We start from the raw sequence: 21,288 nt of genomic DNA, 5'->3' as shown, positions 1-21,288 counted from the left end.
CAGAACTCTACTTCCACAACAGCCTTGCGTCGATGAGACACGACCGGTCGGACCGGCAAAGGTGGACGCATCCTCGCACGATTGGCTACGATGACGGACCATAGGCCGAAAACCGCCCCCGAAATCGCCCAGGCGGAAAATGATAACGAACGCCCGAAGGATGACGGAAATCGAAATGCGCGCAAGTACGAGGCGGGTCCCGGCGGTAGCCGCGTGGGCCGGATTGTTCCTGGCCGTCACCCTGGCACCGGCGGTGGCCGAGGACAGCGGTGCGGCTCCGGTCGAGGCCACAACCGAAGCCGGCGAACGGGTTCTTCTCTATTCTGACGGCACCTGGGAACGAGTCCCGGAAACTGGTGTGGATAACGCAGACGCCGAATCCGGCGACGATGCCCCCGCTGCACTGGCGCTTGGCGAGCTCATTGATCGCGCCCGGGATTTGCGTGGAGATACGATAGCCGTCGAGGGTCAGATCCGCTGTTTCAGTGACACTGATTGCGACATGGTGAGTGACGCTGACGAATTCTATACGCGCCAGAATGTCGATGTCACCATCGGCGATCTGGTCCGTGACGAACGCCTTCGACTGGTTGATGAATGCGGCCGGTTCGACGCCCGTTGCCCGGTGGTGCTGGTCGCGGTCGTCGATCTCAACCGTTACAATGCCCTTGTTCTTCGCGCGGAAAGCATAGAGCGGCAATGAGTACAGAGGACCCGAACCGGTTTTCCGTTTCCGAGCGCGAAGGGCTTTTCAAGGCAATCCGTGAACGCCGCGACGTCCGCTCGGAGTTTCTGGCCGACCCTATTGCACCAGACGTCCTGGTACGTCTGTTGCGGGCGGCTCACCATGCACCATCAGTCGGGCTGATGCAGCCCTGGGACTTCATCCTGATCGACGATGTCGAACTGCGTCGTTCCGTCAAGGCGATCTTCGACGACGAGAATGAAAAGGCGGCGCGGAATTATCAGAATGACCGCGGCGCGGACTACCGGCGCCTGAAGCTCGAAGGGATCCTGGAAAGCCCGATCAATCTCTGCGTCACCTGTGACCGCTCACGCGGTGGACCGCACGTTCTGGGGCGGAACTCTATCTTCGATACCGATATTTTCAGCGTTTGCCTAGGCATCCAGAATCTGTGGCTGACGGCCCGCGCCGAGGGGCTGGGCGTCGGCTGGGTCAGTATTCTCGACCAGACACGCCTTGCCACGGCGCTTGACCTGCCCGACGAGGTTTATCCGGTTGCCTATCTGTGTATCGGATATGTCAGCGAATTTCGTGATCGTCCGGAACTGGAAGCCAAGGGCTGGCGCCGGCGTCTGCCGCTCGGCGACCTCGTCCATGCCAATGGCTGGGGCCGGAAGCCGACCGACCCGTCGATTGCCGCGGCCATCGAGGAAAGCGGTCCGCTCAGCACGTCCGCATCGAAGGGCCGGGTCTCTGGCTAGAGGCTGACAAGTTTGCCCGGGTTCATCAGATTGTGGGGATCGAGTGCGCGCTTCACGGCCACCATCATGGCGTATTCTGTCGGGTCCTTTCGGCGCGCATTCTCGTCACGCTTCAGGATGCCGATGCCATGCTCGGCGCTGATCGATCCGCCCAACGCCGAAACGATGTCGTGAACCCGGTCGCTGAACTCGTGCCATCGGTCGAGAAAGGCCTGACGATCCATGCCCTCGGGCTGTGACAGATTGAAATGGATATTGCCGTCGCCGAGATGTCCGAACGGGCATGGCCGTATGCCCGGCAACAGCGTCGTTACCGCGCCCATGGCCTGATCGAGAAACGCCGGGACCGCCGAAATTGGTACCGAAACGTCATGCTTGATCGAACCGCCTTCGAATAGCTGTGCTTCGACCAGTCCGTGCCGGATATGCCAGAAGGCGCGCGCCTGAGCTTCGTTGGTCGCAAGGGCGGCATCCGTCACGATCGCGGCTTCGAAGGCCTCCTCAAGGATCAATTCCATGCGCCCGCGCATGGTGCCGTCATCGGCCGTCGACGACAATTCCAGCAGAATGTACCAGGGGGATGGTTCGCTCAACGGATTGGTGACGCCGTTGATGTGCTTGCAGGCGAACGATACCCCCGTATCGTCCATGAATTCGATGGCTGACACGGCCTCTCCGGAACCGGCCCGCGCTCTGTTGAACAGGTCCAGAGCGGCGTCGGGCGAGGGAACGGCGATGAACGCCGTTTCGACCTGCCGTGGGCGCGGAAACAGCTTCAGCACCGCAGCGGTAATGATGCCGAGCGTCCCTTCCGATCCGACAAACAGATGCTTCAGGTCATAGCCGGTGTTGTCCTTGCGCAGGCGGCGCAGGCCGTTCCAGACCGACCCGTCGGCCAGAACCGCCTCGATCCCCAGCGTCAGGTCGCGCGTATTGCCATAGCGCAGCACGCCGGTACCGCCGGCATTGGTGCCGAGATTGCCGCCGATCCGGCATGTCCCCTCGGCGCCGAGTGACAGCGGGAATAGCCGGTCGTGCTCGGCCGCCGTTTCCTGAAGGGTCTGAAGAATGCATCCGCTTTCGACCGTGATCGTGTTGTCGTTCAGATCGATCGACCGGATCGCCGTCATGCGTTCAGTCGAGATGATGACCTGATCCTCGGCACTGACCGCGGCTCCGACCAGACCGGTGTTGCCGCCCATTGGCACCATGGAGACCGATTCCGCCGCGCATCGGGCGACGACGCGTGCCGTTTCGTCGGTCGAGGCGGGGCGGACGATGACGCGGGCCCGGCCCTGATACAAGCCCCGCCATTCCCGGTGATAGACCGACAGGTCGTCATCTGCGGTGCGTATCCCCTTGGGGCCGACGATTTCCTGAAGCGATGCGATGAATTCCGGATTTGTCGCGCTGTTCTTCTCTGGCATCTGTGGCAATCCTTTTCACGCGACCCGATCGGCCGGGCAGACGGCCTTGTCGCTGGTCACGAACGGGGTGCCGCCGCACGGCGCAGGCGGTCATTGATGGCAAGGCCGATACCCTGATCGGGAATTTCCGTTACGGCAATGCCGCTCATGCCGGGCCGGTCAGCCGCGATCAGGGCCGCGAACAGATTGGCTGCGGCCTCCAGCAGGTCGCCCTTTTCACTCAGATTGATGACCCCGTCGCCTTTGCGGAGATCGGGACCGAAGGTGATCAGAATCTCGCCCGGTCGGGCCGATTGAGCGTTGAGCCTTACCGGCGCATGCGGGGCGTAATGGCTGGGCAATTGGCCCGGTGCCGTCGGCCGGCCTTCGTCGCCTGCATCCGAGCCGCCGTGATCGATGGGACCGATCAGGGACTCGATGTCTGCGGCCAGAACGGCACCGGGCCGCAGAAGCCGGGGGCGGGGGCCGGAAAGGTCCAGGATCGTGCTTTCGATGCCGACGCTGGTGCGGCCACCCGCCACGATGAGATCGACGGCGGCGCCGAGGCCATCCGAGACGTGTCCGGGCGCTGTCGGGCTGACGCGGCCGGAGGGATTGGCGCTGGGTGCTGCGATGGGAACGCCGGCCTCTTTCAGGATCGCCCGCGCCAGATCGTGGTCGGGCATGCGTACGGCGACCGTGTCGAGACCGGCGGTGACGAGGTCGGAAATGCCGCTATTCTGCGCCTTCGGCAGAATCAGGGTCAGGGGCCCGGGCCACAGCGTCGCGGCGAGGATGCTGGCCCGCTCGTCGAAAATGGCGATCTGCCGCGCCGCCTTCTCATCGGGAACATGAACGATCAGCGGGTTGAAGCTCGGCCTCTTCTTGGCCTCAAAGATGCGGGCCACGGCCCGGCCGTTTGTCGCGTCGGCGCCGAGGCCGTATACAGTCTCGGTCGGGAACGACACCAGACCGCCTGACCGCAGGATTTCACCCGCTTTTTGAACCGCCGCCGCACTGTTACCTGTGACCGTCGCCATACCCATCGTCTTTCGGTTTGCCGTGTTCGTACTTTCCAATGCACTATCGGTCGTACGGCTGTAAAGATTCAGGAGGGGCAGGCGCATGGCGGCGGCGAAATTGACGATCGCCCAGCAGAAGGGCGGCGCCGGCAAGACGACCCTGGCGGCACATCTGGCGGTTGCTTTCGCCAGCGAAGGACGGTCCGTCGCAACCGTGGATATCGACCCGCAGGGCAGCCTTTCGCGGTGGCACGCGATGCGGGTTCAGGCCGGGCGAGGAGACAATCCCGTGCACGAACAGGTGACGGGATGGAGGACAGCACAGACGGTCGATCGTCTGGCGGCGCATCACGATGTGGTCGTGGTCGACAGCCCGCCGCATATGGAAACCGACGCCCGATTGGCGGTCCGCAGCGCCGATCTCGTCCTTGTCCCGATTCAGCCGGGGCCGCTGGATTTCTGGGCCGTCGAGCCGACGCTGGCCATGATCCGCACAGAGGGGCGCCGTGGCCTTGTGGTCATGAACCGGGTTCCCGCCCGTTCCAGGCTGACCGACCAACTCGCCGCCACATTGGCGGATATGGACGGCGTCACCATCGCCCGGTCCCGGATCGGCAACCGCGTTCCTTTTGCCGCCGCGATGATGGAGGGGCTGGGCGTTACGGAACGGTCACGCGGGGGCGCTGCCGCCGGTGAAATCACGGATCTGGCGGCGGAGATCGCCGGGATGGTCGGGCTCGGCAAGTCGTAGCGATCCATGGCTCCTACTAACATCCCCGGAGGCGCGAAGCGCCATCCGGCAACTCTGTAATTCACACGACATCCGCCCCCTATCTCATCCCCGGATAGCGCTGCGCGCTTCCAGGGCAGGAAAAGGTGGTCCGGGGCGCTTTCCACCTTCTCCAATTCCCGTGCGCAGCGCGGCGCGAAGTGACGCGCTGCAGACCCGGGATCGGGTGCCATGGCTCTCGGCGGGCGAAACGCGGGCCGGGCTCTCGCGGAACGTGTGGACCCCGGACAGCACTTCGTGCTTCCGGGGATGAGATAGGGGGCGGATGCTGAGGCAATAAACACAGTTGCCGGCTCTGCAAAGCAGCATTTCATGCTGCATTGCGTCCGGGGCAGGGGACTCTTTGCGGCGTCACCGCTCTATCCCTTCCCCTGAAACTGTATTCAGCTCTCGGCTCGCTCTCGGTAGTCGGTGCCGTTTTCCAGCATGGCAGTCAGTTCACCAAAGCAGCCCGTGTGGTCATGATCGGACTGGTCCCAGACGATTCGCAGTTGTTGGCGAACGAGGCGCTGCCAATCATGGAAACCGAGTTTCCGATCAGGTTCAGGCATCCCGCTGAGCCCGGATTGCCGGCAAAGTGGATGTTGCCCTGCGGCGTGTAAACGGCGCCATCGATGTTGACGTTCGGATTACCCTGCATTCGGATATCGACATTGCCGAGGCCGACCAACGCCAATCCGGCGGTGCCGCCCTCCGACGGTGCCACGAGATTGACGGTCACATTGCCGGGGAAGGTGAGGTCTTCGGCGATGTCGACGTCTCCTCGGACGATGATGGTCACGTCACTTCCAGTCACGGTGACCGATCCGCCGAGGTCGAATCCGCTATCAAAGACATAGACGCCGCTGTCGAGCACGACGTCGAAATTACCCCGGAAACTGACCGGATCGCTGTAAATGCCGGGTTGCATCGTGACCGACTGGTTGCCTTGCTGTGAAGGAACAGTGCGATAGGTCAATCCGGTCGGTACGTCGAAATCGGCGTAGGGATCCGCGAAGGCCCGGCCACGATTCAGGCGTGCCGGTTCCAGCAGGTTGATTTTCTCCAGGTCGGATTCGATCGCCCCGCCGACAGCGTGGAAGGACTGGAACGTCACATTGCTGGGCTGACCGGTAACCCGCATGCTGGACTCGGCGGTCGAGTTGGATGCGGCCGAACAGCCGGGCGCATCGACGATCAACTGGTTGCCGCCTTGAAACGCGATGTTCTCGGCCTGCGTTCCCAATGCCAGAACACAGAAGTTGCCGGGTTCGGCCACAAGCGCGGCGATGGCCGATGCGTCCACATCGGTCCAGCCCGTTCCCCAGATGCGCGCCAGAAATAACGGCACCTGGCGCCGTGCCGTCACCCTGATGGCATTGCCATTCCCGTTGGCGGTCGGCTCGAAGCGTCGAGCCTCCGCGTTCCAGATTCCGATCACGACGTCTTCGGTGCTCACGACGGTGCCGTATCGATCCGTCGGCATATTCCGTTCGCCATAGTAGAGTGCGGCGGCGCGGGCGTCCGTTCCATCGGGAAGATGCGCGACGCCGGCCCGGGCTGCGGCGTCGGCGGAGGTCTGCAGCAGGTTGCGGTTGACATACAGATTGGATCCATCGATAGCGACGGCCCCGAACCCCAGGGCCACTGGCACCACGATTGCAAACAAGACTGCCACCACGCCCTTGTCGTCGGCCAGAAATCCGTTTTTTGTCGAGCGCGCGACGTTCCGGCGTAATTGGCTCAGGCAATTGAGCGGGATTCTGACTTGCAGTCTCATTTCGAATGAATCCGGTAAGGATTGTGCCGGTAGGATCCGGCAGATCTGCGGACAGTTTCTGAGGGCGAGAGCCGGGCCATGATCGACACGCTGATATCCATCGCCGTCATGGCCGCATTTCTTCTGGCTGCCGCGATCGATCTGCGCGAGCGCCGAATCCCCAATAGCGTGGCCCTGTTCGTTGCCGTCATGGCCGTCGCCCGCCTTTCGATCGCCGCTTTCACGGGCGAGGGGATCGGCGCCGTCGCCATCGACTGTGTCGCGGCCCTGGCAGGATTCGTGCTGCTGCTGACGGCCTTCCGGTTCGGTGTCATGGGCGGCGGCGACGCGAAATTGATCACGGCGGGAATCCTTTGGTTCGGTGTGCCCGAGGCAGCGGCATTTCTTGTCATCACCATGCTGGCAGGCGGCGTTCTCAGCGGTGCTATTCTCGTGCTTGACCGCGTGCGGGTCGGGATCGCCGCCAGCGGTGTGCCCTATGCTGTCGCGATAGCCGTTGGCGGCGTCGCAACCATTTCCGTTGGACTGAGCTGACGCGGCGCAGCCGGTGTCATCTCGACAGGCTGTCCACGATGTTCAGTCCAGCCGGCCCCAGCAGAACGACGAACAGCGCCGGCAGAATAAAGACGATCAGGGGAACCGTCATGGTGGCGGGCAGCCGGGCAGCCTTTTCTTCCGCCCGCATCATGCGTTCGCTTCGCTGCTCCCGCGCCAGCAGGCGCAGGGCTTTTGCCAGCGGCGTTCCATAGCGTTCAGACTGCGTCAATGTATTGACCAGAGCCCGCACCGACGCCAGATCCGCGCGGTCGATCAGATTATTCAGCGCGATCCGCCGCTCCGGGAGAAAGCGCAATTCCAGGCCGGTATAGGCCAGCTCGTCCGAGAGAGCGGACGAAGATTTCGCAATCTGTTTCGATACCCTCTCCAAAGCCGAGTCGAGGCTGATGCCGGACTCCACGCAGATGACCATGAGATCGAGCGCATCGGGCAACGTCTCCAGAATGCTGGCGTTCCGCGATCGGGCCCGACGCTTCACATAGAGGTCGGGCAGGTAGCTGCCGGCCAGCGAGCAGGCCAGAACAGCTGAAATCTGAAGCAATGGTGTTGCGTAATCGGCGAAAAAGATTTGCAGGCCGAAAAAGCCGGCAACCGCGCCTGCCACCGGCAGCGTGATCTTCAGGAAAGCGTAGACGATGATCGCATCGCGTGATCTGAGACCCGCGCGGTACATCTCACCCTTGATTGCCTTTGCCTGCTTGTCCTTGACGAAACTGATGCTGGCGACCACCGCGCGCATGAAACGGATCAGCCGTGCCCTGGGCTTGCCGGCGCCCGGTTCGGCGGCGTCGCCCTGCCTGTGGCTGCGGCCGCCAACGACGGAGCGAAGGCGCTGCCGGCGCGTCATCCATTCGGCCGCCCACAAACCCATGAGCGCAAACAGGACGAACATCGCAGTGGCAGCGATGAAAAAACTGGCGGACAACCCGAAAGGAAAAATTTCGGCCATTGCCTTGGCCCTCCGGACACAGTGTTGGCCATCATCGGCGGAGCGGCCGGAGCATCAGATCTTGAACCGGATCATCCGCGCCATGACCACGATGCCGAAGCCGATGCTGGCCAGCCCTATGTAAACCAGATTCTGGCCGCGCTCATCGGTGAACAGTGGCATAATGTAATTCGGATTTAGTAAATAAATGATTGCGCCCATGATGAAAGGCATCGAGCCGAGAATATAGGCGCTCGCCCTTGCTTCGGATGAAAGCGCTTTGATTTTTAGCTTCATTTGGCGCCTGTCCCGAAGAGTGGTCGAAAGATTTTCCAGCGCCACGGAAAGGTTGCCGCCCGTTTCCCGCTGGACGGCGATGCTGGTCGACAGGAAGCTGACCTCGGGCTTGCCGATCCGCTCTGCCATTTCCGCCAGCGCGCGATCGATCGATTCTCCCAGGCGCACCTTGTCGCGCACGGCTCTGAATTCGATACCGATCGGGTCGGAGAACTCTTCTCCGACGACAGCAATACTGTCGATTACGGGAAGACCGGCCTTTATCCCGCGGACGATGACGTCGATCGCATCGGGAAGGCCGGCCAGGAACTTTTCACTTCGGCGCCAGCCGATGAACCCGACGATCATATGCGGCAGGATCAGCCCTGCGGCGGCGGCGGCCGCTATTGTTTCAGCCGGCCCTGTCGAGAATGCGACGCCCACTGCCTGATAGGCAATCGTCGCGATGATCGAAATCATCAGAAAATAGCTGGTAATGCTGATGTTGAGACCGGCCCGGCGCAGCCGGGCCTGAATCCGCGCGGCGCCCAGTGCCGGGATTCTGTTGAAGAACGCCTCGATCCGTCGCAACCCCTTGGGAACGGGCTCGCTTCGTCGCAGCGACGATGGCGCGCCGGCGCGGGCGCCCCGGTCCGACGACCGGCCATCGGGATGAGCCACGCGGTGAAGGCGGCGCTTTCGGCTGCGCCGTACGGGATCGCACGTCATGCTGATGGCCAGGAGCAGGCACAGAAAGCCGATGAAGGCGCCTGTGAAGACGTGGAATGAAAGTGTCGAAAGTGTCAGTGGCATCCCATTGCCTCCATCAGCTTGCCCCCAAGGCCGTAATACTCGGCCTTGGGAAGGAAGCTGGGCCTGAATCCGCTGCAGATGTGGCGTCCCATCAGGGTCCCGTCGCTGCGCTCGCCTTCGTATTCGAATTTGAACAGGTCCTGGAGCGTGATCACTTCGCCCTCCATTCCGGCGACTTCGGTGATCTGTGTAACCCGGCGTACGCCGTCGCGCATTCTGCTGATCTGGACGATCAGATGGACGGCGCTGGCGATCTGCGAGCGGACGGCTTCGGATGGAAGCCGAAATCCCGCCATGGCGACCATGTTTTCAAGCCGGGTCAGTGCCTCGCGCGGGGTATTGGCGTGGAGTGTGCACATGGACCCGTCATGCCCGGTATTCATGGCCTGCAGCATGTCTATGGCCTCTTCGCCCCGGACCTCGCCCATGATGATGCGGTCCGGGCGCATGCGAAGCGCATTCTTCACCAGATTTCGCATCGAGATCTCGCCGTCTCCCTCAAGGTTCGGCGGCCTGGTTTCCAGGCGCACGACATGGGGTTGCTGCAGCTGAAGTTCAGCGGCATCCTCGATCGTCACGATACGCTCGCCATGGTCGACCAGCCGCGAGATGGCGTTCAGCAGGGTCGTCTTTCCCGATCCAGTGCCACCCGATATCAGGATGTTCAAACGGCACCGGCCCGCCACCTTGAGCACGGTTGCCAGGGGATCGGTGATGTTGCCCTGACGGGCCATGATGTCGAGGGTGATCTTTCTCTTGGCGAATTTGCGGATCGAGATCGATGGGCCGTCGATCGCCAGCGGCGGTACGATAATGTTCACCCGGCTTCCGTCGGGCAGGCGTGCATCGACCAGTGGCGACGCTTCGTCGATCCGTCGGCCGACCCGGGTCACGATCCGGGTGGCGACATGCATGACATGGGCATTGTCGCGGAACGTCACGTCGGTCAGTTCCAGCTTGCCACTACGCTCGACATAAATCTGTTTCGGCCCGTTGACCATGATGTCGGTGATCGAGTCGTCGGCCAGAAGCGGTTCGAGCGGCCCCAGCCCAACCATGTCGTCAACGAGCAGCCGGACCATCAGCCGTTGCTCGCTGGCGTTGAGCTGTATCTTCAGTTCACCCAGAATCTCCGCGACGATCTCACCGATCTGGGTTTCGAGGATATCGACGGTCAGGTGGGAGGCGACGGAAATGTCTATTCTTTCCATCAGCAGGGGGAGAATCCGGCCCTTGATGGCATAAACCCGATCATTGGCGCCCTGACGATCGTGGCTTTCCGCCGGAACCTCGTCAGGTTCGAGCACCTCGACGTCTGCCGAAGTCGGCGTTGATCGCTTGATCCAGTTCTGGATGGCGGCAACGGCACCTTCGACGATCAGCCGCTGTTCGAGCAGGCCGGGCCGCGGCGACAGCGTCGGCAGCATGGCTTCGAGGCCGTCACTGAAATGCTCGGCCAGATCACGGCGCGCCATGTTCTGCGCGTCGGTGGGGGCGACCTGCTGCTGAAAAGCATGGCACAGGGCTTCAATCACCTCCGTGCGCGCAACGCTCCTGGCATCCCTTTCGACGCCCCGGCTTTCCGTGGCGTGTTCCCTGATTGCGGAATGCGTGTTGTCGGCCATCTTTTCCGTCGAACCCTTTCTCGCCGTTCCGGCTATCCCCCCAAGACGCTAGCTGCGAAGCAGCCGTTTCCATATCGGGCGCTTTTGTTTGACCGGCACGCCGGCCAGCGTCACCGCCAGGCCGCCGAGCTGACGAACCCAGGGATGACGCGGTTTCATGTCGGCCAGCGGCCGACCCGCGATTTCGCTTTGCGCCATCACCTCGGCGTTTTCGTCCAGCCAAAGGTCCACGCTGCGGCCGACGCCGCTCTCGACCTCTCGCAGGGACAATTCCGGCTTTCGCGAAACGCGGTTGACCAGCACGCGAATGTCGCTCGACGAATTGCGTGTTGCCACCAGGGCCGCCAGCCTGTTTGCGTCTCGGACTCCGGCCAGGGTCGGCTCCAGAACGATGCAGACGGTCGTTGCGTCTTCGATGAGTGCTGGCCCCTGGGCAATGGCCCACCGTGGAACGTCGGCGACGACGACGTCGAAATGATCTCTCAGGCTCGACACGATCATGCCTGCGGATGCCGGGTTTCCGGGCGCCGGGCCCAGCGGTTCCTCGGCGGCCAGAATGCTCAGCGATTTGCCGAGATGGACCATGGCGCCTTTCAGGAAGACATTGTCGATGCGTTCCGGATCGTCGAAAATTTCCCGCAGCGCGGGCGTCGGCTCGATGTCGAGGCCGAGCGCCACCGACCCGAACGCGGTATCGAGATCGATCAGCGCCGTCCGGCGGCCCTGGCTCTCGGCGATCTGCCAGGCGATGTTCGTCGTGACGGTCGTCGTCCCGACGCCGCCACGGGCGCCGACGAACATGATCAGCCGGGACTGGACGCCCGCCGCCGGATCAGGCCGTTCCAGCGTGCGCAATGCTTCATCGACCTGATCGACCGTGACCGGCTTGACGAGATAGTCGCGCACGCCGGCGGCCGCCAGTCGTCTAAACAGATGCACGTCGTTCTCCGGGCCGACCGCGAGGACCGAAGATCCGCCGTCAACCAGCTCGGACAGTCCCTCGACGGCGTCGTCGACGGTCAAGCCGGATATATCGACGACGATCGTCCGCGCAGGCGCCGAGGCAGCGGTGGTTCTGATCGCCGCAGCCAGTCCGCCGCCACGTATGTCGCGGGGGTCCCATTGCCGATGTTCGGCGACAATGGTCAGGACGGCGCGCAGTTCCTCGTCGGACACAAAGGCGGCGAAGGGGTCGCGGCCATCATCGACAGCGCCGCCCGTATTCTTTCCCCCTGGGGATTTTCCGGCCATACCTAGGGTGCCTGTGTCGTCGAAATGCCCACCGGCATCGTGGAGTCGGTGGGACTGTGACCATCGGTCCCTGCGCGATAATCCTGTATCGAGAGGACCGCGCGATCGGCGGGCGTTGTGCCCATTTCGCGGCCGAGGACAAGATCGCGCGGGCGCGAGACCTGCGTTGCGAGGTTTCGGGCCGTGCTGCAACCGAAAGCCGTGGTCTCCGACGCATCGACGGGAAACCGGATCAACCGGTTCGGCGGGGGCACGCAGTCGGGCGAGTGTGCATGATAGCGGGCAAGAATTACCGTCGCCCGATCCGCATTCCGGGCGATTGGCCGGCCAGCGATGGCAGAACCCATCCTCGCGGGAGGCGGTGCAGAGGCGGTCCATGAATCAAGGCCGAGATCGGCCACCACCTGTGCGATGTGTTGACGCCGCCGATCATCCAGCGTTGGCTCTATCCCGGCTTCGACGCTGATCTGCACGGCATCGTCGGGTGAGGCCCTGTGATCCTCAAGAAAGCGCGCGAGCCGGTGGGACTCAGCGGGCTGCAACTCGGAGCTTCCCGGCGAAAAGTACAGATCGATATGATTCTGCGTTACCGCGGCGCTCGCATCATAGTCATGCTGCGGAACGGGCGTGCAGCCGGCCGCCAGCGCCACCGAAGCTATGAGACACGCAGCGAACGTCCACGCCGGTGACCTGCGTCTGGTTCTGGCGGATGCAGCCGCGCAGGAGGGCAGCCCCTGATTCGGCATTCTGGTCACTCCAGCATGAAGCCAATAGGTCCGCGCGGCGATACGTTTGCCCCCGGTCGCTGCCTTTCCGGCTGGCCCGAAAATCGGCCGAAGAGAATGCGCTCGACTGCGGTTGGCGGCACGAAATCGTCCAGCGGTGTCGCGAGCGAAGCGCCATCGACGGGCTCGACGATATAGGGGGTGATGATGATCACCAGTTCTGTTTCGCCGCGCGTGAAGGCCGTCGAACGGAAAAGGGCGCCCAGGACCGGCAGGTCGCCGAGACCGGGCAGCCGGTCAATTTCCTGGGTCGTTGTTTCGCGTAGCAAACCTGCGATCGCAAAGCTCTGTCCGCTGGCGAGATCGACGGTCGTCGAAGCCCGCCGTGTTGTCAGCGCCGGAACCGTGATGCCGCCGACGGTAATGCCGTCGTTGGGGTTCAGTTCGCTGACCTCGGGCGTCACGCGCAGGCTGATGCGATCGCCGTCCAGCACGGTCGGTGTAAATTCCAGGCCGACGCCGAATTCCTTGAACTCCAGCGTCAGGGCTCCCTCGCTCTGGGCGACGGGGACCGGGAACTCGCCGCCCGCCAGAAAACTGGCCGTCTCGCCGGATTGGGTGGTCAGGTTGGGTTCGGCGAGGACGGAAATCACGCCTTCGCTGGCCAGGGCGTCGATCAGCAGATTCAGATCGATCGGCCCGCGCAAGCCGGCCAGGCCGATGGTGAAGCTCCCGGCTGCCTCGGCGCTCTGTCCGCCGCCGATCCCCTGCAAAAACGACGAACCCGGGTCCGACGATGTCAGTTCACGCCACTGGATGCCCAGTCGTTCGTCCACGCGCCGGGCGATCTCGGCCACCCGGACCCGCAGATTGACCTGCCGGGGTCCGCTGACAGTCATTCTATTGATCAGGTTTTCCTCGTCGCCGACGAACTGCTCGGCCAGCCGCCGAATATCTTCGGCCATTTCAGCCGAGTCCACATTGCCGCTCAGCAACAGGTTGCGGTCGAGCGATTCCACGGACACACCGGCGCCCGGCGCCAGTCGGTCGATCGCCGCCTGTAGCCGGCCGACGCCGAAAGTGACCGTAATGTCCCGGCTGAGAAGAATCTCGTCGTCCTCGTTCACGGCGAACAGCGTCGTCGTGCCGACGCCCGTGCCGAGGATATAGAACAGGCGGGGCGATCTGACCTGAACGTCGAGGATTTCCGGATCGGCGACAAAAACGCTGGCCGCTGGCTCTTCCAGTCTTATCAACTGGCCGCGTCCCATGTCGACCGAACCGACGCTCGTGGCCGAAATGATTTCGTTTGCCATCGACCGGCCGGGCAGCGCCGTGACCAGCAACAAACCGACCAGGGATATGGCCATCAGCATGAAGGACGGTGCCGGGAGGCGCGGCAGGAAACTTTCGGCGCCCTGGACGCATGAACGATGTGATGTCACGGCATCAGGTCCCCTGTTGCATGTACCGCGGCATCGGGTCGGCGGATACAGCAGCATTCGATATACGGGAGACGGCTAAAGTCCCGGCAGTCCCGCAGCAGAATTAGCCACCGATCGACCGCGCTCCGCCGTGGTCGAGCCGGATTGGATCCCGTCCTCGTCTGTGGATGAGGACGCACCATCACCGAATGTTAGCATCTGACTGGAAGAACCGCGAACAACTTGTAGATTATGACTGACTTTTTCCGCCTCCTGGTCCGCATCGCCGGGCGTGTCGTCCTCAACCGGCGCAGCGTCCGCCTGTGCAGGTACCGGGTGACCGAGAACGCGACTGACATCGGTGTCCAGGGTATATGTCGGCAACGCCGCCAATGGCGGAAGCGTCAGCTGCCGAACGTCTTCACTGACTTCATCGGCACTGGCATCGGTGTGCAAGTCCGACGGCGTCCGGTGCTGAGCGAAAGGCGGGGAACCGCGATCGAAGGCCGCATGGACGACCGGTGACGCCCGTCCGGGACCTGTGGTCGGCTGGAATCCGAAAGGCACTGAGGCCGGCGACGAACGCATTAGTCTCGCCATCGGAGCGCCTTCGCCGGTACCACCATCTTCTTCGCGCTGGACGTCGATGTCGTCGGGTCGCGCACTGTTGAGCGTCAGGGTCAGATCACCCATGCTCCGCGCCAGTGCGACAGTCTCGGCCTGTGTAGGTGAGACTTCCAGTGTCGCTGTTCGTGCTTGTTCAGCGACGCCATCGATACTTTCCAACCGCTGATCGAGAGCAAGAACCCGAATATCGGAAAGCACGGTTTCGCTTGCCTGACGGCTGCCGGGAACGGCCCCGAATCCCGCGGCATCCTGCGCGCGGTGGGTCAGGAGCAGGTCGACACGATCGCCGGGGAAGACGAGCCCTGCCAGTCCGGTCGTCTCGTTGACGCTGATGGAAATCGCGCGTTTTCCGGGCGCCAGGACCGCGGCCAGAAAGCCTCTGTCGCCCGGCTTCAGTACACTGTCGAGGGTCAGGGGCGTCGTTGGGGCAATCGGACGGCGAACGACGCTGCCGGTCAAGGTCTGAACGGTATCGTCCGCACCTTCCGTTGGACGGGTGACGAAAGCGGGATCGACGTTATCTTCGGGCCAGGGTTGCCAACGCAGATCGTCGACGCCGAGCAGCGAACCGGCCGCGAGCGACTGTGCCGCCACAAGGACATCGACCATAGCCATCGATGATTCGGATGGTTGGGATGGCTCCGCGATGGATGGTGGCGGCTGGGATGCCCTGTCGATTACGGCGTATGTCGTTGATACCGCCGCGATCAAGGCCGCCGACAGCAGCAGAAAAATCCGCATGGATTGATCCTGTCGGTATCATATGGGCCGTCCGCCGGGAGCCGACGATCCCGCCGGCTCCCGAGGACAGGGTGCCACCAGTGAAATTATCAGGTGCCGTCGCCACCGCCACCGCCCGCGCCGGTGAGTTCGGTCGACACGTCGCCGAAGATGCCGCCGAGATCGGTACCGAGTGTCGTAAGGGCGGTGACCAGACCGACGGCGATCAGGGCTGCGATCAGACCGTACTCGATTGCGGTGGCGCCGGAATCGTTCTTTTTGAAACTACGGAGAATGGAAAGGAACGACATATCGTGGCCTCCTGGTAAATGTGATAGGTGGATACGAACGAAATATGAGCCCAGAAGATTACCGCGAGGTTAAGATCCGTAGACAAAATTGAATAATACCGAGACGCTCGCAAATTACGGGACGTTGATACTTGTCCGAAAATTAGCGAGAATTTTACCGAAATTAGGCTAATGCGCGGCGTTCAGGTTTTTGGAAAATTCCTAGATAAATTCTATGCACAAATATTTGTTGTCCCATCGAATGATCCGGCACGAACGCTTGGCGCCGCCACGAATATCCAGAAGAAACTCGTCAGGGATTGCGACGCCATCTACCGGCAGTACACGTGCGCCATGATCCGAAAGATCGAATACAGTACAACCAATTCGGCAGTGGCCGTGACTGAAGACAATGGTCGCTTCTTTCAACTGTCGGCGTCGCGGTGAGCGGCGCTGATCTGTGCCTGACGTGCTGTTCATGGCCGTGCCCGTTTCAAATGACTGCCTGCGTAATCTGATCGACTACCACCCCTAATGAAATAGAAGCCGGCAACCCCGATCGGGCATTATCGGCCCCCGATCTTTAAGAATTGTTAACCGTATCCGCGGCACAATACCGAATTCCCGATTCCCATTCCACTAAGGCAGGTGCGACACGGGAGTCCCGAAAGGTCGAGTATGAGCACCCAGCGAGCGGGCCGCGTCCCATATTTCCGGAATTTGCTGATGCGCGACGAGCGCGGAAGCGCCGCCGTGGAATTTGCGCTCATTATACCGGTATTTATATCGATACTGTTCGGGGTAATGCAGTTTGGTTACGTTCTCGTGGTCCAGAACTCAATGACCAACGCAGCGCGGGAAGGCGCCCGCGCCATGGCCATTCAACAGGCCACCACCGAAGACGGGGTCGCCATGGTGCGCAGTGCGCTCGAACGCTGGAGCGTCGAGTTCGATGTCGAGGCCGAAACGCAGATGGATCCGGCCGGTCGCAACGAAGTATCCGTCGTCGTTTCCCTTCCGCTTTCGGAAATCGCTTTCGGCGACTATCTGGGCGTTTTTGCCGGACGCCGGATAGAGACGGTCGCCTCGATGCTGCAGGATTGACGGCTGGGCACGCCTGGGTTTCCGGCCCCTCTTGCGTTGCATGATGGTGGCTGGCAAAAGTACATATACCATCTACCATCGTCGGGACGCCGTGTGTGGTGTTGTGAGGGGTAGAGGCGGGCAGGGGCAGCCGTACCGAGAGGAAAGCAGGACATTGACCAATGCCCGAGTGAGATCGACCGTGCAGGTCGGTACCGTCCTGCGTGCCCTGCTGCGTCGGACTGTTCCGGTGATCGCCGCTGTTTCGCTCACGTCATGCCTTGGAGCCGGCGACTGGGCGGAAAACATCGGTATTGGCAGCGACGGCGTTGGCGACAGCCATTTCGTCAATCTGGGTGATCGCACAGCTTCGGACGGCGATTATAGCAGTGCGCTGACATTCTACCGGCAGGCGCTCGATGCCAATCCTGGCCGCATTTCCGCAATGATCGGTATGGGGCGAAGCTTCGAAGGTCTGGGCCAGTTCGGTCGGGCCGAACGCAGTTTGCGGCCTGTCCTGGAACGTGAGCCCGACAACGAGGAAGCCGCTCTGCTTCTGGGGAGGGTGCTGTTGCAACAGGATCGGCCGCAGGAGGCACTTGAACTGTTCGATCGGGTTCGCCGAAACAATCCCTCGCAATTGCGCGCCTATCTCGGCGCCGGTGTTGCACTCGATTCAATGGGCAATCATCTCCAGGCCCAGGACGCCTACCGCGCAGGGCTTGAGATTGATCCGGTCCACCTTTCGCTGCTCAACAACATGGCACTTTCGCTCGCCTTTTCCGGTCGTTCGGACGAAGCTATCGGCATCCTGCGGGAACTCGTCTCCGATCCATCCTCGTCGTCAAAAGTCGTTCGCAATCTCGCCCTGATCTACGTTTTGGCGGATCGTCGCGATGCGGCTGCCGCGACGCTGGCGACGTATCTTCCATCAGCCGACGTGGCCGACGAATTGGCGTATCTGGACTATCTCAGTCGCAACCGCCGAAGCCTCTAGATCAGTTCGGCCTGAAATGCGGGTCGCCGGATGGGGGGGCTGGTCAAGTATCACGTTTTAGCGAGAATTCTCCGTTGCGGATGCGGTCGGGAAGGTCAGCCATCATCGAGGCTACGTCTTCCTCGCCATGAAGATCGACCATATCCGTCAAGGCCGCAAAAATGGCCGTCGTTGCGAGCAGTTCCGGCTGAACGCCCTCTGACAGAGCTGCATCCCACGCATCCAGTATACGTTCGAGTGCAATTCGCTTCTGCTCGTCGCCAGATGGAGAGGAATCTGACGGGGAGTGTTCGGAATCGGACACGGATAGCGCTCCCCTAGTCTGCGGCCGCTACAAAATCGGGATTGATGTAACCGGTCTTGCCATAAAGCAGATCCTCGCCGGCCGTTGTTCGCGTGCTCCCGCCGGCCGCCCGCAGGACGGCATCGCCCGCCGCTGTATCCCATTCCATCGTCGTCCCGAACCTTGGGTAGATGTCGGCGCGCCCGGCAGCGATTTCGATGAATTTCAGGCTACTTCCGGCAGAGCGCCATTCTGCTACGGGCCGGCCGTCGAGAAACGTCTTCAATCTGTCGGGGTCTCCGTGGCGGCGGGACGCGATGACAACGGCGCCCTCGTCGGGAATACGCCTTACCGACAGGGGGGAAACGTTCCCCTTCGGATCGCTCTCGTAGGCGCCGTGACCCACGATACCCCAGGCGGATGTGCCGAGCGACGGACAATGTACCACGCCCAGGACCGGCCGGCGCTGGCTGATAAGGGCGATATTGACGGTGTATTCGCCACTCCCGGAAACGAACTCGCGCGTGCCGTCGAGCGGGTCGACAAGCCAGAATGTCTCCTCGGCTTCAGGGCGGTAGCCGGCGGCGAACGCCTCCTCTGACACGATCGTGATTCGCTCATCGATCGCCTTCAGGCCCTGAAGAATCACCCGTTCGGCCGCATGATCGGCTTCGGTGACCGGACTTCCGTCCGCTTTGTCCCAGGAATCGGCCGATGCGCTGCTGGCGACCTTGATAATCGCGGCCCCCGCCTCCAGCGCAAGCAACCGCAAGGGAGCCATCAGGGCGTGATGATCCGGGACGCCGTCGTCAGAAAACAGCGCCCTTCCGTCAGATTCCGTCATCTCGGTCATTCGGCCGCCAGTCCTGTCATTGAATTCCGGGCGGCGCGCCAGATGATTTCGGGAGTCGCCGGCATGTCGATGTGGCGGATACCCTGATCGTACAGGGCGTCGACGAGGGCATTGATAATCGCCGGCGGCGCGCCGATCGATCCGGCCTCGCCAGCGCCTTTAATGCCCAGCGGATTGGTCGTGCACGGAACCTCGTTATAGCGGAACGTCACGAAAGGCAGGTGGTCGGCGCGCGGCATGCAATAGTCCATGAACGATCCCGTCAGAAGCTGGCCTTCGTCGTCGAAAACGGTTCGCTCCAACAGCGCCTGGCCCATGCCCTGAGCGATGCCGCCATGCACCTGACCCTCGACCAACAGGGGATTCAGGACCGTCCCGAAATCGTCCACGACCGTATATGTGATGATTTCGACCTGGCCGGTTTCGGGATCGATCTCCAACTCACATACATGCGTGCCATTGGGAAAGGTTGCAGCTGGCGGTTTGAAGCCGCCCGATTCATCGAATGCCGTCTCTTCTGCAGAGGCCTTCGCCACATCCACGAAGCTGATCCGGCGATCGGTCCCGACGATGGTAAACAGGCCGTCGGCAAATTCGATATCGGCTGCCGCAGCTTCGAGCATATCGGCCGCGCGCTCGCGGGCTCGTTCGAGCACCTGTTCGGCGGCCGTCGAGGTTGCCTGACCGCCAACCGGAATGGATCTTGATCCGCCGGTTCCGCCACCGGTGGGGATGAGATCGCTGTCGCCCTGAACGACGTCAATCGTTTCGGGCGCCAGCCCCAGTCGTTCCGACAGGATTTGCTTATAGGCGGTTTCGTGGCCCTGACCGTTCGACTGTGTACCAATCAGCAACGTCGCGCGCCCTTCGTTCGTCACCTTGATGCGCGCGGTTTCCGCTGCTCCGCCTGCGCAGGCTTCGATATAGGTGGACATGCCGATGCCGCGCAGCCGGCCGCGATCGCGCGCCGCGGCCCGCCGCTTTTCGAAGCCGTCCCAATCGGCAATCGACATGGCGTCGTCCATGTTGCGCGCAAAGTCGCCGCTGTCGTAAGTCAGGCCAAGGGCGGTGTCATAGGGCATCGCATCGGGCCTGATGAAATTGCGCCGGCGCAGGTCTGCCGGTGAGAATCCCAGTTCGCGGGCCGTCTTGTCGACCAGACGTTCGACCACGAAGCACGCTTCGGGCCGGCCGGCGCCGCGATAGGCATCTACGGGCTGAGTATTGGTGAACACACCACGGACGTGAACGTGAATGGCGGGGAAATCATAGACCCCTGCCAACATGCGGGAACCGGCGAGCGTCGCGACGAAGGGCGCCGCGTTGGACAGATAGGCGCCGAGATTGGACAGCGTATCGACCTTCATCGCCAGGAACTTGCCGTCGGCATCGAGGGCGAGTTCGGCGTGGGTCTGGTGATCGCGGCCATGGTCGTCGCTGACGAATCCCTCGGAGCGGTCAGCCGTCCACTTGACCGCGGAGCCCAGTTTGCGCGCCGCATAGGCGACCGCTACGTATTCGGGATACATGAACAGCTTCATACCGAAGCCGCCGCCCACATCAGTGGTCCGGACGAGAACCTTGTCCTCGGGCATCTTCAGGATGTCCTTGGCGATCTGCGACTTGTGGTCGTAGACCCCCTGGCTCGACACATAGAACGTCAACCGGCCGGTCCCGGTATCGAAATCGGCGTTGCAGGCGCGGCCTTCCATCGAATTCGCGATCACGCGGTTGTTGATCAGATCCAGGCTGACCCGGTGGGCCGCGTTTGCAAAGGCATCGTCGACTGCCGGACCGTCGCCGAGTTCCCAGTCTAGGCAGAGATTGTCCGGTGCCTGATCCCAGACCACCGGCGCCCCGGGCGAGACCGCGCGGCGCATATCCGCCACGGCGGGCAGGGTATCGAAATCCAGTTCGATCAACTCTGCGGCATCGCGCGCGGCAGACGTACTCGTCGCCACGACCATCGCTATCGGTTCGCCGACATGCCGGACCCGGCCGACGGCCAGAGCGTGGCGCGGCGGACGAACGATTTCCGATCCGTCGCGATTCTGGATTTTAACCTTGCAGGGGATGGGGCCGATATCGTCGGCGAGCAGATCGTCCCCGGTGAATACGCCGATGACGCCATCGGCCTTTTTGGCCTCGGCCGTGTCCAGCGTCGTGATTTCGGCGTGAGCGACAGGGGAACGCAGGAATACGGCATATGTCTGGCCGGGCAGCGTAATGTCGTCCGTGTACCGTCCCTGGCCCGTTATGAACCGCGGGTCCTCGGAACGACGGACGGGTTGGCCGATACCGAATTTTGCCATGGTCGATCCCTTGTTTCTGCAACGATGGCGACTACCATCGCGCCCAACAGCCGTCAGGTCAATCAGAGCGCGCTAACATTTCAGGGACGGCCGGCCGGGT

At 62.3% G+C, this 21,288-nt stretch carries 21 protein-coding genes; 7 read left to right on the top strand and 14 right to left on the bottom strand.

Annotation, left to right across the window (positions count from 1 at the left end; all coding sequences use genetic code 11):
• Window positions 1-175 precede the first annotated feature (175 nt).
• Window positions 176-703 carry a hypothetical protein gene (locus ABZ728_RS04065; protein WP_366654516.1) on the top strand — a complete coding sequence of 176 codons (528 nt, stop codon included), beginning with the start codon at window positions 176-178 and terminating at the stop codon, window positions 701-703.
• Complete coding sequence (bluB, locus tag ABZ728_RS04060; protein ID WP_366654515.1) at window positions 700-1,446, top strand: 5,6-dimethylbenzimidazole synthase; 747 nt, start codon at window positions 700-702, stop codon at window positions 1,444-1,446. Before ABZ728_RS04065 ends, bluB begins: the two co-directional genes overlap by 4 nt.
• On the opposite strand, the gene ABZ728_RS04055 is transcribed toward bluB, so the two are convergent.
• On the bottom strand, window positions 1,443-2,873 hold the full coding sequence (locus tag ABZ728_RS04055) for an FAD-binding oxidoreductase (RefSeq protein ID WP_366654513.1): 1,431 nt from the start codon (window positions 2,871-2,873) through the stop codon (window positions 1,443-1,445). The genes bluB and ABZ728_RS04055 overlap by 4 nt on opposite strands.
• A gap of 56 nt (window positions 2,874-2,929) precedes the next feature.
• On the bottom strand, window positions 2,930-3,892 hold the full coding sequence (locus tag ABZ728_RS04050; protein WP_366654512.1) for an L-threonylcarbamoyladenylate synthase: 963 nt from the start codon (window positions 3,890-3,892) through the stop codon (window positions 2,930-2,932).
• Between the two features lie 85 nt (window positions 3,893-3,977).
• Between ABZ728_RS04050 and parA the strand changes: the two genes are divergently transcribed.
• Window positions 3,978-4,625, top strand: a complete 648-nt coding sequence (gene parA / locus ABZ728_RS04045) for a ParA family partition ATPase (protein WP_366654511.1) — start codon at window positions 3,978-3,980, stop codon at window positions 4,623-4,625.
• A gap of 472 nt (window positions 4,626-5,097) precedes the next feature.
• On the opposite strand, the gene ABZ728_RS04040 is transcribed toward parA, so the two are convergent.
• Entirely contained in the window at window positions 5,098-6,423 is a 1,326-nt protein-coding gene (locus tag ABZ728_RS04040) for a TadG family pilus assembly protein (protein WP_366654510.1), read from the bottom strand.
• Window positions 6,424-6,501: 78 nt separating this feature from the next.
• Between ABZ728_RS04040 and ABZ728_RS04035 the strand changes: the two genes are divergently transcribed.
• Entirely contained in the window at window positions 6,502-6,957 is a 456-nt protein-coding gene (locus tag ABZ728_RS04035) for a prepilin peptidase (protein WP_366654508.1), read from the top strand.
• Window positions 6,958-6,973: 16 nt separating this feature from the next.
• Here ABZ728_RS04035 and ABZ728_RS04030 read toward each other — a convergent pair whose 3' ends face one another.
• The 8 genes from ABZ728_RS04030 to ABZ728_RS03995 form a co-directional block, all read right to left on the bottom strand.
• Window positions 6,974-7,930: a type II secretion system F family protein gene (locus ABZ728_RS04030; RefSeq protein ID WP_366654507.1), complete on the bottom strand. Its 957-nt coding sequence runs from the start codon at window positions 7,928-7,930 to the stop codon at window positions 6,974-6,976.
• Between the two features lie 54 nt (window positions 7,931-7,984).
• A complete protein-coding gene (locus ABZ728_RS04025; protein WP_366654505.1) occupies window positions 7,985-8,998 on the bottom strand; it encodes a type II secretion system F family protein in 1,014 nt (337 codons plus the stop codon).
• On the bottom strand, window positions 8,989-10,623 hold the full coding sequence (locus tag ABZ728_RS04020; RefSeq protein WP_366654504.1) for a CpaF family protein: 1,635 nt from the start codon (window positions 10,621-10,623) through the stop codon (window positions 8,989-8,991). Before ABZ728_RS04020 ends, ABZ728_RS04025 begins: the two co-directional genes overlap by 10 nt.
• Before the next feature lie 48 nt (window positions 10,624-10,671).
• The gene (locus ABZ728_RS04015; RefSeq protein WP_366654503.1) at window positions 10,672-11,874 is read right to left on the bottom strand and encodes a hypothetical protein; all 1,203 of its coding nucleotides are present in this window, start codon (window positions 11,872-11,874) and stop codon (window positions 10,672-10,674) included.
• Between the two features lie 2 nt (window positions 11,875-11,876).
• Window positions 11,877-12,620, bottom strand: coding sequence for a CpaD family pilus assembly lipoprotein (locus ABZ728_RS04010; protein WP_366654501.1), 744 nt, complete (start codon window positions 12,618-12,620; stop codon window positions 11,877-11,879).
• 5 nt (window positions 12,621-12,625) lie between these two features.
• Window positions 12,626-14,044: a type II and III secretion system protein family protein gene (locus ABZ728_RS04005; protein ID WP_366654499.1), complete on the bottom strand. Its 1,419-nt coding sequence runs from the start codon at window positions 14,042-14,044 to the stop codon at window positions 12,626-12,628.
• 75 nt (window positions 14,045-14,119) lie between these two features.
• Window positions 14,120-15,328, bottom strand: coding sequence for a Flp pilus assembly protein CpaB (cpaB, locus tag ABZ728_RS04000; RefSeq protein ID WP_366655083.1), 1,209 nt, complete (start codon window positions 15,326-15,328; stop codon window positions 14,120-14,122).
• 152 nt (window positions 15,329-15,480) lie between these two features.
• The gene (locus tag ABZ728_RS03995) at window positions 15,481-15,681 is read right to left on the bottom strand and encodes a Flp family type IVb pilin (RefSeq protein WP_366654498.1); all 201 of its coding nucleotides are present in this window, start codon (window positions 15,679-15,681) and stop codon (window positions 15,481-15,483) included.
• Between the two features lie 171 nt (window positions 15,682-15,852).
• Between ABZ728_RS03995 and ABZ728_RS03990 the strand changes: the two genes are divergently transcribed.
• The 3 genes from ABZ728_RS03990 to ABZ728_RS03980 all read left to right on the top strand — a co-directional run bounded on the left by ABZ728_RS03990 (window position 15,853) and on the right by ABZ728_RS03980 (window position 17,740).
• Window positions 15,853-16,107, top strand: coding sequence for a hypothetical protein (locus ABZ728_RS03990; RefSeq protein WP_366654496.1), 255 nt, complete (start codon window positions 15,853-15,855; stop codon window positions 16,105-16,107).
• Window positions 16,108-16,386: 279 nt separating this feature from the next.
• Window positions 16,387-16,764: a TadE/TadG family type IV pilus assembly protein gene (locus ABZ728_RS03985; RefSeq protein WP_366654494.1), complete on the top strand. Its 378-nt coding sequence runs from the start codon at window positions 16,387-16,389 to the stop codon at window positions 16,762-16,764.
• 154 nt (window positions 16,765-16,918) lie between these two features.
• A complete protein-coding gene (locus ABZ728_RS03980) occupies window positions 16,919-17,740 on the top strand; it encodes a tetratricopeptide repeat protein (protein ID WP_366654492.1) in 822 nt (273 codons plus the stop codon).
• Between the two features lie 43 nt (window positions 17,741-17,783).
• Here the strand turns inward: ABZ728_RS03980 and ABZ728_RS03975 are convergent, their stop codons facing one another.
• From ABZ728_RS03975 to ABZ728_RS03965, 3 genes are read right to left on the bottom strand one after another with little or no spacing between them, the layout of a single operon-like run.
• On the bottom strand, window positions 17,784-18,044 hold the full coding sequence (locus tag ABZ728_RS03975; RefSeq protein ID WP_366654490.1) for a hypothetical protein: 261 nt from the start codon (window positions 18,042-18,044) through the stop codon (window positions 17,784-17,786).
• A gap of 13 nt (window positions 18,045-18,057) precedes the next feature.
• Entirely contained in the window at window positions 18,058-18,876 is an 819-nt protein-coding gene (locus ABZ728_RS03970; RefSeq protein WP_366654489.1) for a 3'(2'),5'-bisphosphate nucleotidase CysQ, read from the bottom strand.
• Window positions 18,873-21,188, bottom strand: coding sequence for a xanthine dehydrogenase family protein molybdopterin-binding subunit (locus tag ABZ728_RS03965; RefSeq protein WP_366654487.1), 2,316 nt, complete (start codon window positions 21,186-21,188; stop codon window positions 18,873-18,875). The genes ABZ728_RS03970 and ABZ728_RS03965 overlap by 4 nt, the downstream gene beginning before the upstream one ends.
• Window positions 21,189-21,288: the final 100 nt, after the last annotated feature.

This window comes from Fodinicurvata sp. EGI_FJ10296 (assembly GCF_040712075.1).
GTDB lineage: Bacteria > Pseudomonadota > Alphaproteobacteria > DSM-16000 > Inquilinaceae > JBFCVL01.
The sequence above is the reverse complement of the archived record's forward strand: the minus strand, read 5'-3'. Positions and strand labels throughout refer to the sequence as shown.